The 12,247-nt window shown below is 68.8% G+C and carries 13 protein-coding genes; 9 read left to right on the plus strand and 4 right to left on the minus strand.

All coding sequences use genetic code 11. From position 1 onward, the window contains the following. Positions 1–21: 21 nt before the first annotated feature. From P6166_RS06840 to P6166_RS06880, 9 genes are all read left to right on the plus strand, one after another. Positions 22–3,051: a TonB-dependent receptor gene (locus P6166_RS06840; protein ID WP_277763728.1), complete on the plus strand. Its 3,030-nt coding sequence runs from the start codon at positions 22–24 to the stop codon at positions 3,049–3,051. A gap of 59 nt (positions 3,052–3,110) precedes the next feature. Beyond that, positions 3,111–4,673 (plus strand): serine hydrolase, encoded by a 1,563-nt coding sequence (locus P6166_RS06845; protein ID WP_277763729.1) that lies wholly within the window; start codon positions 3,111–3,113, stop codon positions 4,671–4,673. Further along, complete coding sequence (locus P6166_RS06850) at positions 4,633–5,340, plus strand: M15 family metallopeptidase (RefSeq protein WP_277763730.1); 708 nt, start codon at positions 4,633–4,635, stop codon at positions 5,338–5,340. The genes P6166_RS06845 and P6166_RS06850 overlap by 41 nt, the downstream gene beginning before the upstream one ends. A 4-nt stretch (positions 5,341–5,344) precedes the next feature. Next, complete coding sequence (locus tag P6166_RS06855; protein ID WP_277763731.1) at positions 5,345–5,542, plus strand: CPXCG motif-containing cysteine-rich protein; 198 nt, start codon at positions 5,345–5,347, stop codon at positions 5,540–5,542. A 53-nt stretch (positions 5,543–5,595) separates the two neighbouring features. Then, the gene (locus P6166_RS06860; protein ID WP_277763732.1) at positions 5,596–5,973 is read left to right on the plus strand and encodes a hypothetical protein; all 378 of its coding nucleotides are present in this window, start codon (positions 5,596–5,598) and stop codon (positions 5,971–5,973) included. A 218-nt stretch (positions 5,974–6,191) separates the two neighbouring features. Then, on the plus strand, positions 6,192–6,515 hold the full coding sequence (locus P6166_RS06865) for an EF-hand domain-containing protein (RefSeq protein WP_277763733.1): 324 nt from the start codon (positions 6,192–6,194) through the stop codon (positions 6,513–6,515). Between the two features lie 84 nt (positions 6,516–6,599). Beyond that, positions 6,600–7,352 carry an HAD family hydrolase gene (locus P6166_RS06870; RefSeq protein WP_277763734.1) on the plus strand — a complete coding sequence of 251 codons (753 nt, stop codon included), beginning with the start codon at positions 6,600–6,602 and terminating at the stop codon, positions 7,350–7,352. Positions 7,353–7,360: 8 nt separating this feature from the next. Further along, positions 7,361–7,909, plus strand: a complete 549-nt coding sequence (locus tag P6166_RS06875) for a hypothetical protein (protein WP_277763735.1) — start codon at positions 7,361–7,363, stop codon at positions 7,907–7,909. 100 nt (positions 7,910–8,009) lie between these two features. Continuing rightward, the gene (locus tag P6166_RS06880) at positions 8,010–9,374 is read left to right on the plus strand and encodes a VOC family protein (protein ID WP_277763736.1); all 1,365 of its coding nucleotides are present in this window, start codon (positions 8,010–8,012) and stop codon (positions 9,372–9,374) included. An 89-nt stretch (positions 9,375–9,463) separates the two neighbouring features. Here the strand turns inward: P6166_RS06880 and P6166_RS06885 are convergent, their stop codons facing one another. The 4 genes from P6166_RS06885 to P6166_RS06900 all read right to left on the minus strand — a co-directional run bounded on the left by P6166_RS06885 (position 9,464) and on the right by P6166_RS06900 (position 12,100). After that, on the minus strand, positions 9,464–10,720 hold the full coding sequence (locus tag P6166_RS06885) for a sigma-70 family RNA polymerase sigma factor (protein ID WP_277763737.1): 1,257 nt from the start codon (positions 10,718–10,720) through the stop codon (positions 9,464–9,466). A 68-nt stretch (positions 10,721–10,788) separates the two neighbouring features. Then, positions 10,789–11,193 (minus strand): VOC family protein, encoded by a 405-nt coding sequence (locus tag P6166_RS06890; RefSeq protein WP_277763738.1) that lies wholly within the window; start codon positions 11,191–11,193, stop codon positions 10,789–10,791. A 17-nt stretch (positions 11,194–11,210) separates the two neighbouring features. Continuing rightward, entirely contained in the window at positions 11,211–11,657 is a 447-nt protein-coding gene (locus P6166_RS06895; RefSeq protein WP_277763739.1) for a VOC family protein, read from the minus strand. Between the two features lie 17 nt (positions 11,658–11,674). Continuing rightward, positions 11,675–12,100, minus strand: coding sequence for a YciI family protein (locus tag P6166_RS06900; protein ID WP_277763740.1), 426 nt, complete (start codon positions 12,098–12,100; stop codon positions 11,675–11,677). Positions 12,101–12,247 lie beyond the last annotated feature (147 nt).

Below are 12,247 nucleotides of genomic sequence, written 5' to 3' on the forward strand. Positions count from 1 at the left end.
AACTGCAGGAGAGAGCAGGGGATGAACGGCAAGCATGTGAGGAAGGCGGCGCTGTGCGTCGCGTTGGCGGCGTGTCTGGGATCGATCGCGCCGATGGCCTTGGCCCAGGACGGCGCCGTTACCGGCCGGCTGGTCACCGAGGGCGGACAGAAGCTCAGCGGCGCCACGGTCACGGTACGCAACCCGCAAACGGGTTTCGCCCGTTCCACCACGGTGAATGCCGATGGCAGCTACCGCATCCCGCTGCTGTCGCCGGGCACCTACCAGATGGAACTGAGCGTGGCCGGCGGCGCACCGACGCCGGTCGGCGAGGTGGTGGTGACGCTGGGCAACGCCACCACCGTGAACGTGCCGGTGGGGGCGATCAGCACGCTGGGCGCGGTAGAAGTGCGCGCGCCGCAGGTGGTGTCGATGGTGGACGTCACCTCGACCGAGTCGGCGATGAACATCAGCCGCCAGGACCTGGCGCGCATGCCGGTGGACCAGGACCTGAAGTCGGTCGCGATGCTCGCGCCGGGCGTGGTCTCGGGCAAGTCCTCGCTGGGCGCGCAGGGCATCTCGTTCGGCGGCTCCTCGGTGGCCGAGAACGCGGTGTACATCGATGGCCTGAACGTCACCGATTTCTACAACCGCGTGGGCTTCTCCTCGGCGCCGTTCGCGTTCTTCCAGGAATTCCAGGTCAAGACCGGCGGCTATTCGGTCGAGTACGGCCGCACCACCGGCGGCGTGATCAACGCGGTGACGCGCTCGGGTACCAACGAGTTCCATGCCGGTGCCGAACTGACGGCCGAGCCCAGCGCCTGGGGATCGAGCGGCAAGGATTACTACCTGCCCGGCGGCGACCCGTACATCATCTCCAGCCACGACGGCGGCACCCACAACAAGCTCAACGTGTGGGGCTCGGGCGCGATCGTGAAGGACCGCCTGTTCTTCTTCGGCATGTACGAGGCGCGCGACAATCGCGCGTTCAGCACCAGCAACGACGGCTCCACCTTTAACAACGGCAAGGCCGACGACGGCTTCTGGGGTGGGAAGCTCGACTGGCAGATCACCGACAACCACAGCCTGTCGCTGCTCGGCTTTTCGGACAGCAACCAGAACGTCGCCGATGTCTATCGCTACGACTACCTCACCGGCACGCGCGGCAACCAGACCAATACCATCTACACCGACACCGGCGGCGACAACTACGCGCTGACCTACAACGGCCACCTCACCGATACCTTCGCCATGAAGGCGATGATCGGCCGCAACACGCGCGACTACGCCAACTACAGCCAGACCGACATCGAGTGCAACCGCGTGGTGTCCGAGGCCGGCATCGCCCCGGCGGGCACTCCGCTGGGCTGCACCACCAACTCGGCGGTGGAATCGCGCGAGGACGAACGCAGGGCCGGCCGCCTGGACTTCGAGTGGACCCTGGGCGCCCACCTGCTGCGCTTCGGCCTGGACCGCGAGGAGAACACCTCCGACTACGAGCGCATGTATCCCGGCCCGGGCGGCTACTACTACAACGTCTACAAGACCACGCCGGGCGCCACGCTGGTCAACGGCGGCCAGGTGCCGGCCGGTACCACCGCCTACGTGCGCGCGCGCCGCTACGAGATCGCCGGCACGTTCGAAACGGACAACTCGGCCTATTACCTGGAAGACAACTGGTCGGTCACCCCGAACCTGCTGCTCAACATCGGCCTGCGCCTGGAAGCGTTCGACAACAAGGATTCGGAAGGTCGCAGCTACATCAAGATGGACGACATGGTCGCCCCGCGCTTCGGTGCCTCGTGGGACATCAAGGGCGACGGCACGATGAAGCTGTTCGGCAACGTCGGCCGTTACTTCCTGCCCGTGGCGAACGTCATCAACATCAAGCAGGCCGGCGGCCTGCTCGACGAGCGTACCTACTACGCGCTGGCCGGCTGGGAAACGCGCGAGCTCAACGGCTCGCAGTACCAGGTGCCGGTGCTCGGCGCGCAGATCGGCCCGGTGGACGACTCGCAGGGCGACGGCACGGTCGGCGACCTGCGCTCGGAAGTGGACCGCGACATGGACCCGGTCTACCAGGACGAGGCGATCCTGGGCTTCCAGCAGTCGATCAACGAAGCGTGGTCGTACGGCGTGCGCGGCATCTACCGCAAGCTGCACAACGCCATCGACGACATGGAGATCAGCGCCACCGGGGCCTGCGGGCCGGATGGCTACGTCGGCTGGGTAATGGCCAATCCCGGCAAGAAGGTCACCGTGTGGGGCGACACCAATTGCGATGGCGACGCCGACGGCTGGGTCACGGTGGACACCGCGAAGGAAGGCTGGGCGATGTACCGCCAGGACGGCCTGGATGCCGATGGCGACCCCATCATGACCTACATCGGCCAGCGCGGCTGGGAAAAGCCCAAGCGAGACTACAAGGCGCTGGAACTGCAGCTGGACCGTGCGTGGGACGGCAAGTGGTCGATGAATGCCTCCTACACCCTGGCCTACGGTCGCGGTAATGCCGAAGGCCCGGTGAACTCGGATACCGACTTCGCCGACACCGGCCGCACCGAGAACTTCGACGACCCGTGGGTGAACTACAACGGCTACGGCTATCTCTCCAACGACCGTCGCCACCAGTTCAAGCTGCGCGGCGCCTATGCCATTACCGACAACTGGCTGGTCGGCGCCACGCTCGATGCGCGTTCGGGTGGCCCGATCACCGGCTTCGGCGTCGGCAACCCGTATGACAGCACCGCGTACCACAGCTATTACGTGTGCGTGGAGAACTGTGATTCCGACTTCTCCGCCGAACGCATCTACGCACACAACGCGCGTGGCGGCTATGGTCGGCTGCCATGGAGCTATGAACTCGGCGCGAGCGTGACGTGGCTGAAGTCCTTCAACGAGACGAACCTGAAGGTGAAGTTCGCCGTGTACAACCTGACCAACCAGCAGAAGAAGTTGTCGGTGAACCAGGAATACGAGGGCGCCATCGGCAGCCCGAACGACCTGTTCCTGTATCCGGAGAGCTTCCAGGCGCCGCGTTACGCGCAGTTGGTGGTGTCGCTGGACTACTGAGCGTGCGAAGGTCGCCGGACGCGGTATCGTCCGGCGACCGCCGCCCTTCGGAGCATCACGTGATCGCAAAGCGTTCCATCGCGGCTGTGCTGTGCCTGCTGGCCTGCGCGACGGCCTCCGCGGCCCCGGCCGACGAGGCCGCCTACGACCGCCTGTTCGAGCAGGCGATGGCCGAATACCACCTGCCGGGGTTGGCGGTGGGCGTGATCGAGGACGGCCGTGTCGTCTACCGGCGCACCGGCGGTGAACGCAGCGCCGGCAGCGGGGAGCCCATCGACGCCGACACGCTGTTCAAGATCGCCTCCAACAGCAAGGCGATGACCACCGGCCTGCTCGCACGGCTGGTGGACCAGGGCAAGCTCGCCTGGGACGACCCGGTGACGAAGTACCTGCCGGAGTTCCGCATGTACGATCCGTGGGTGACGCGCAACATCCAGGTGCGCGACCTGTTGATCCACAACAGTGGCCTGGGCCTGGGGGCCGGCGACCTCATGCTGTGGCCGGAACCCAACGATTTCACGCGCGCGGACATCATCGCCGGGCTGGCCTATCTCAAGCCGACGCACAGCTTCCGCGCGCATTACGCCTACGACAACCTGCTGTACGTGGTGGCCGGCGAGGTGGCCGCGCGCGCCGGCGGCAAGCCCTACGACCAACTCGTGCGCGAGCAGGTCTTCGCCCCGTTGGGGATGGCGCGCTGCCAGGTCGGTGCCTGGCGGCCGCAGGACATCGGCAACATCGCCCAGCCGCACATGCGCCAGGACGGCCGCAACGTGCCGGTGCGCGAGGACGGCGTTGCCGTGGCCGATGTGCCATCCATGGCCGCCGGTGGCATCCGCTGCAGCCTGGAGGACATGCTGCGCTGGATGGACCGCGCATGGCTGCAGCCCGATCCGAAGCAGCCGTGGCTGTCGGAGGCACAGCGTCGCGCGGTGTGGTCGCTGCATACGCCGATGCCGATCAGCCAGCGCATGCGCGACTGGGACGACACCCATCTTTATGGCTACGGCTATGGCTGGCGCCTGTCCGATGTGGATGGGCAGTGGAAGGTCGCCCATACCGGCACGCTGATGGGCATGTATTCCTCGCTGGTGTTGTTGCCGGACCGCCGCAGCGGGTTCGTCATCCTCGTCAACGGCGAAGGCGAAGCGGCCCGCACGGCGCTGGGCGAGGCCTTGCAGAAGCATCTGCTCGGCGCGGACCCGAAGTTCGACGTGGCCTATTACGCCCACGCGATGGCGCGCGACGACGCCAAGCCCAGGCCGCCCGCCGCGCAAAAGCCCGATACCTCCCATCGGCGGCCGGTGGCGGTGCGGGACGCCGCCACGCGCGCTGGCGTGTATCGCGACCCGTGGTTCGGCGACGTGCGGCTGTGTCCGGCCGACGGCGGACTGACCTTCGCCGCAGCGCGCTCCCCGCTGCTGCGGGGCAAGGTGATGCAGGTTGCCGGGCGCTGGCTGGTGGACTGGGACGACGCCAGCGTCGATGCCGAGCCTTGGCTCGACTTCGCCACCGACGCGCAGGGCCGTGCGACGATGCGCCTGAAGGCGATCGACCCCGATGCCGACTTCAGTTACGACTATGGCGATCTGGAATTCCATCGTAGCGGCGATTGCCCTTAGCCTGGCCGCGACGCAGGCGGCCGCGGCGCCCGCCCTCTCGCCGGCGCGTGATGCCGACCAAGCGGGCATGGTCGATGTCGCCACGCTCGCGCCCGGCATCCAGATCGACATGCGCTACGCCGGCGCGGACAACTTCACCGGTCATCCAGTGGCCGGCTACGACGCGCCCAAGTGCCTGCTGCTGCGCCCGGCCGCCGAGGCGCTGGCGCGGGTGCAGGCCACGCTGCGCGCCGAAGGCGATACGTTGCACGTCTACGATTGCTACCGCCCGTTGCGCGCGGTGCACGCGTTCGTCGCGTGGGCGGCGGACCTGCAGGACCAATCGACGAAAGCGGCGCACTATCCGCGCGTGGAGAAGTCGGCGCTGATCCCGGACTACATCGCCGACCAGTCCGGCCACAGCCGCGGAGCAACGGTGGACCTCACCCTGGCCGACTGCCGCCACGGTCCCTGCCGGCCGCTGGACATGGGCACGGACTTCGACCTGTTCGATACCCGCGCGCATACCGCCGCGCCGGAGGTCTCGCCCGCGCAGCGCGCGAATCGCCAGCGCCTGTTGCGGGCGATGACGGCCGAAGGCTTCGTCAACTATCCGATGGAGTGGTGGCACTTCACCTTCCGGCCCGAGCCCACGCCCGATACTGCGTACGATTTCCCGGTGAGGTAGCCGCGTGAGCGACCTGCAGCATTTCGTCGACATCCCATGCCCGTATTGCGGGGAGTGGATCGGCATCGTCGTGGATGGTTCGGTGGACCAGCAGTCCTACATCGAGGACTGCCAGGTGTGCTGCCGGCCGATCCAGATCCATGTCAGCGTGGGCGAGGACGGCGAGCCGGAGGTCCTCGCACGCTCGCAGGACGAAGGCTGAGGCGCGGGCGGGCCGTCTAGAATGGACGGCCGTCACTCGCCTCCTGGAATCCCATGAATCTCCCGCTGCACTTCGGCCTGCTCGGTTCGCTCGAAGCCGGACTGATCGCCCTGCTGCTCGGAGTGGGCATCTACTGGATCTCGCAGGCGCTGTGCCGCCGTGCGGGCCTGTCGCTGGGGCATTCGATAGGCTGGGCTTGCCTGGCGGCGGTGGCTATCGGCGCCGGTTGGGATATCTGGAATCTTTTCTACACCAGCATCGTGCGGCTGGAGTCGCCGCTGTATGCGCGCCTGGCGCTGCAAAGTATCCACGATCCGGACCAACTTGGTGGCCGCGTGGTACTTGAAGTAGCCGGTGCACTCGCGGGCGTGGGCCTCGGTTGGCGTTTGTTCAGCGCCCAGCACGTGGCCGATAACGTTGCCGATTCGTAAAGCGGGCGTATGCAGTTCTCGGTTTGAAGCCGCCGCGAACCTTTGGCTTACGGGCCCGTGATGCCGCGTTAATCAATGCCAAGCGCTTTCTTCCGCTGCGTAGGTTAATCAAGCGTTGCGTGCGTGCCCGCGCCGCAATCGCGGTTCATCCGCGGCGGCTAGGGTGGGTGCCATGCGCGGCAACACCGCGTATTTCCCCGAATCAGGAGAACCACCCCATGAACAACCGCAAGCCCCTGTTCGTCGTGTCCACTGTCCTGGCCGCCGCGCTCGCGTTGCCGGCCTTTGCCCAGAGCGCGCAGTCCGGCGCCGCCGCGCAGCAGGGTGGCGGCGGTGGCGGCCAGACCTGGGCCAGCGTCGACACCGACAGCGATGGCGCGATCAGCAAGCAGGAGGCGCAGGTCAACGCCGGCCTCTCGCAGATCTTCGACCAGGCTGACGGCAACGGCGATGGCAAGCTGACGCCGGACGAATACAAGGCCTTCGTGGCCAAGCAGCAGGACGGCGCCAACAGCGCCACCCCGCAGCAGGACCAGAACTGAGCCCCCCGCCGCGGCGACCACGCCGCGGCACCCAGGCGGGAGCCTCCGGGCTCCCGCCTTTCCTTTGCCCGTTACAATGGGCGCATGAATACTGTGCGCGCACGTGATGCCGGAATCGGGCTCGTCGGCTTCGACGGCGACGACACCCTCTGGAAGAGCGAGGACTACTACCGCGCCGCGGAGGCGGAGTTCGAGTCCATCGTCGGCCGTTACATCGACCTGGCCGACCCGCGCACGCTGGGCCATCTGCTCACCGTGCAGCGGCGCAACCTGCGGATTTTCGGCTACGGCGTGAAGGGCATGGTGCTCTCGATGATCGAGGCCGCCATCGAGATGACCGACCGCCGCATCGACGTGCGCGATATCGAACGCATCGTGGAAATCGGCCGCGACACCCTGCAGCATCCGGTGGACGTACTCGAAGGCGTGCGCGAGGCGGTGGCCGAGATCGCCCGCGACTACCACGTGGTGCTCATCACCAAGGGCGACCTGTTCCACCAGGAACGCAAGATCGCCCAATCCGGCCTGGCCGACCTGTTTCCGCGCATCGAGATCGTCTCGGAGAAGGACCCGGGCACCTACGCGCGCGTGCTGGCCGAGTTCGACCTGCCGGCGTCGCGGTTCGCGATGGTCGGCAATTCGCTGCGTTCGGACGTGGAGCCGGTGCTCGCGCTCGGTGGCTGGGGCATCCACACGCCTTACGCCCTGACCTGGGCGCATGAGGCCGAACACGGCGTGGACGCCGATTCGCCGCGGCTGCGCGAGGTTCCGCACCCGCGCGAGTGGCCGCAAGCGGTGCGTGCGCTGGACCAGCTCGCGCGCGGCGCGGTCGCCTAGGATCGCCCATGCACGCAAGGGCCCTGCTGATCGCCCTGCTCGTGCTGGCCACCCCCGCGGTGGCTGCGCAGACGCCCGCCCCCGCGGCGAGCGCTGAACCCGCCTACGCGGCCGGCGACGCCTGGATCGACCGCCAGCTGGAAGATATCGACGCCTACGCGCAGCGCTACCCGGCCAGCTTCGTCGATGAACTCGCGCGCTATCTCGACGTGCGCCGAGGCTATGCCGACGCCGTGCTGAAGGCGCCCGGCTGGCGGGCCGGCGACCTGTACTTCGCCTGCGCCTGGGCGCAGGCCACCCACCAGCCGTGCCGCACGCTGGTGCGCGCCCGCAGCGACGACGTCTCGCGCGCGTGGCAGGCGGTGCTGGCTACGCAGGGCGAGCCGGACAATCTGGCCTACCGCGCCGTGCGCCACGCCATCGTGGCCAGCTACGACCGCTGGGAGCGGCCCATCGTGCTGGATGCGCGCCTGCGCGAGCAGCTGGGCGATGCCGCGCAGCGCCTGGCGCGAGCGCGCGCCGCGCACGCGCCGGCCGAGGCCGCCGACGCGCCCTGAAGCCCGGCCGGGTTTTGCTGCTGTGCGGCTGGCCGCCACGGGGCCGGCTCGGCGAAAATGCCGGGGCCGGCAACGGGCCGGCGCTTCGTTCGCGCATGCCATGACCGGTAAGTCCTTCGTCAGTTCCGACCAGATTCGCAGCCGCTTCGCCCAGGCCATGTCCGACATGTACCGGCAGGAGGTGCCGCTGTATGGCGAGCTGATGTCGCTGGTCGCCCAGGTCAACGCGCAGGTGCTGGCGCAGGATCCCGCGCTGGCGCAGCGCCTGGACCGCAACGACGAACGCGCGCGCCTGGACCTGGAGCGCCACGGCGCGATCCGCGTGGGCACCGCGGAAGAACTGTCGATGCTGCGCCGGCTGTTCGCGGTCATGGGCATGTTCCCGGTGGGCTACTACGACCTGTCGGTGGCCGGCGTACCGGTGCATTCGACCGCCTTCCGCCCCGTCGATGCCGCGGCGCTGGCGCGCAACCCGTTCCGCGTGTTCACCTCGCTGCTGCGCCTGGAACTGATCGAGGACGCCGCGCTGCGCGCGCAGGCTGCGGATATCCTCGCGCGCCGCGACATCTTCACCGCCGGCGCGCGCGCGTTGATCGAGCAGGCCGAGCGCGAGGGCGGCCTGGACGATGCCGATGCCGAGCGCTTCGTCGCCGAGGCGCTGGAAACCTTCCGGTGGCACGGCGACGCCACCGTGCCGCTGCCGACCTACCAGGCCCTGCACGACGCACACCGCCTGATCGCCGACGTGGTGAGTTTCCACGGCCCGCATATCAACCATCTCACGCCGCGCACGCTCGATATCGACGCGGCGCAGGCGCAGATGCAGCAGCGCGGCATGGCGGCCAAGGCGGTGATCGAGGGCCCGCCGCGCCGGCGATGCCCCATCCTGCTGCGCCAGACCAGTTTCAAGGCGCTGGAGGAAGCGGTGCGCTTCCCGGCCGGGGACGGCAGCGCCGAAGCCGGCAGCCACACCGCGCGCTTCGGCGAGATCGAGCAGCGCGGCCTGGCGCTGACGCCGAAGGGCCGCGCGTTGTACGACACGCTGCTGGCGCAGGCCCGCGAAAGCGAGGGCGCCGGCAGCACCGGCGCGGACTACGGCGCGCGGCTGCAGGCCGCCTTCGCCGGCTTCCCCGACGATTACGACACCCTGCGCCAGGAAGGCCTGGGCTATTTCCGCTATGGCCTGACGGAAGCCGGCCGCGCGGACCCGGACCGTGCCGCCCTGCTGCCGACCGAGGCGGCCATCGCCGCCGGGCTGGTGAGCGCCGATCCCATCGTCTACGAAGACTTCCTGCCGGTGAGTGCGGCGGGCATCTTCCAATCCAACCTGGGCGGCACCGAGCAGCGCGCCTACGCGGCGCATTCGCACCAGGCGGCGTTCGAACAGGCGCTGGGTGCGGCCGTGCGCGACGAGTTCGCGTTGTACGCGGCGATCGAGCGCGATTCGCTGGCCGAGCTGGTGTAAGGCGGCAACGCGCGGCTCATTTGGTTTCCTCCTTGTAGGAGCGGCTTCAGCCGCGACCCGGCAACGCACGGTCGCGGCTGAAGCCGCTCCTACAGGGAGGCTGCCCGTGCCTCCAGCAGCGCCTTCTCGCGCGCGTTGCGCGCCAGCGCCGCCGCCTGCGCGAACGCCGCGCGCGCTTCCTCGTGGCGGCCGAGCTTTTCCAGCAGGTCGCCGCGCACGGTGGGCAGCAGGTGGTACTGCCGCATCGCCGGGTGCGCGGCCAGGGCGTCCACCAACGGCAACGCGGCTTCGGCGCCTTCGGCCATCGACACGGCCACCGCGCGGTTCAGCTCCACCACCGGCGAAGGCATGCAGACGGCCAGCCGCGCATACAGCGCCGCGATCTCGCGCCAGTCCGTATCGGCGAAACGGCGTGCACGCGCATGGCATGCGGCGATCGCCGCCTGCAGTACATAAGCGCCGTCTTCGCCGCCGAGCGCGCGGGCACGCGCCAGCGCGGTCAATCCGTGGCGGATCAGCAGGCGGTCCCAGCGCCCGCGGTCCTGGTCGGCGAGCAGCACCGGTGCGCCCTGCGCATCCACGCGCGCGCGCTGCCGCGAGGCCTGCAGCGCCATCAGCGCCAGCAGCCCGTGCACTTCCGGATCGCGCGGCGCGAGCCGGGCCAGCACGCGGCACAGCCGCAGCGCCTCGTCGCACAACCGCGGGCGCATCAGGTCGTCGCCGGCGGTGGCGGCGTAGCCCTCGTTGAAGATGAGGTAGAGCACCTCCAGCACCGAACCCAGCCGCGCATCGCGCTCTTCGCCGCGCGGCACCTCGAACGGCACCTGGCGTTCGCTCAGGGTGCGCTTGGCACGCACGATGCGCTGCGCCACCGTCGGCTCCGGCACCAGGAACGCCCGGGCGATCTCGTCCGTCGCCAGGCCGCCGAGCATGCGCAGGGTCAGCGCCACGCGCGCATCGGTGCCCAGCGAAGGATGGCAGGCGACGAACATCAGCCGCAGCAGGTCGTCGCCGATGTCGTCGTCCGGGTCCACCTGCTGCGCGGCCTGCACCGCCTGCTGCTCGCGCTCGATCTCGTAGCCCAGCGCGTCGCGTTTGCGCCGCTGCAGCTGCGCATGGCGCAAGCGGTCGATGGCGCGGTTGCGCGCGGTGGTCATCAGCCAGGCGCCGGGGTTGTCGGGAATACCGTCCGTGGGCCAACGCTCAAGCGCGGCAACGAGCGCATCCTGCGCCAGTTCCTCGGCCAGGCCGACATCGCGGACCTGGCGCGCGAGCGCGGCGATGATCTTCGCCGCTTCCATGCGCCAGACCGCGTTGAGGGTGGAGTGGACATCGCGTTCGCCCATGGCCGGCGATCAGACCATCGCCGGCGTGCGGGAGCAAGCTGCGCCGCAACCATGGCCGTGCCCGGGTGTCATGCCGGCGGCGGCTCGCCGCTGGCGTGGAAGACCTCCCACAGGTGGCCGTCCGGGTCCTCGAAGCCATGCTGGTACATGAAGCCGTAATCCTTCGGCTCGCCGGAGACCACGCCGCCGGCCTGGCGGGCACGCGCGACGAGGCTGTCGACCTCGGCGCGGCTGTCTACCGCCAGCGCGGTGATCACCTCGGCCGCCTGGGCGGTGTCGCATACCTGCCGCGTCATGAAGCCTTGGAAAAACGGCTTCACCAGCAACATGGCGAAGATGTTCTCGCCCAGGATGAGGCAGGTGGCGTTCTCGTCGGTGTACCTCGGATCGAACGAGAAGCCGAGCGCCGTGAAGAAATCGACCGCGCGCGGCAGCGATTCCACCGGCAGGTTGACGAAGATCTGCTTGACCATGTGTGGCTTCTCCGGGTTCAGGGCTGCTTGTAGACGCCGTTGATCAGCCACGGCGTGCCGAAGCGGTCGACCAGCATGCCGAAGCGCTCGGCCCAGAACGTCTCGGCCATCGGCATCTGGATCTGGGCCCCTTCCGCCAGCGCCTTGAACACGCGCTCGGCCTCGGCGTTGTCGTCGCAGTTCAGCGCCACGGAGATGCCCCCGGAGCCCTTGTGCGGCATGCCCGGCGGCATGTCCGAGCCCATCAGGAACGGCGCCTGGCCGTGGGCGAGGGTGGCGTGCATGATCTGGTCCGGCGCGCCGGGCCCGACATCGCCGCAGCCCTCCGGCGGCTCGGTGCCCTCGGGCGGCGGCGGGGCGTCGCCGTAGGTGATCTGGAATACCTGGCCGCCAAAGATCTGCTCATAGGTCTCGAAGGCCTGGCGGCAATTGCCGTAGAAGCTGAGGTAAGGGGTGGTCTTCATGCGGGGTTCCTCCGATGTCAGGGTTGGGTGTCTACACGGGCGCGCAGGCGTTGCTCCTGCTCACGCAGTTCGGGGGTGAAGGCCTCACCGAAGTCTTCGGCCTCGAACACGGGCCGCAGTTCGACCTCGAACGTGTCGCCATCGGGATTGGGGATGCGCCGCGCCCACTCGATGGCCTCGGCGAAGGAGCGCACCTGCAGCAGCCAGAAGCCGGCGATCAGCTCCTTCGTCTCGGCGAACGGCCCGTCGACCACCTCCAGGCCATCGGGCCGGAAGCGCAGCCGCGCGCCGCGTGCGCTCGGATGCAGGCCTTCGCCGGCCAGCAGCACGCCGGCATCGACCAGCTGCTCGTTGTAGGCGCCCATCGCCGCCAGGATCGCTTCGCCGGGCATCTGCCCGGCCTCGGAGGCCGCGGTGGCCTTCATGATCATCATCACGCGCATGTTGGTTCCTTCGGATCGGGCCGGGGCAATCCCGGCCGCTTGTAGGGACGACGGACGAGCATGGGCCGCATCGACATGCCCGCGCGATAGATTTTCGGCATCGACTGCGCCGGGGGGGCGCCGAAAAGAAACGGGGCCGCAAGCGGC

It is taken from the genome of Stenotrophomonas sp. HITSZ_GD, assembly GCF_029543105.1.
Lineage (GTDB): Bacteria > Pseudomonadota > Gammaproteobacteria > Xanthomonadales > Xanthomonadaceae > Stenotrophomonas_A.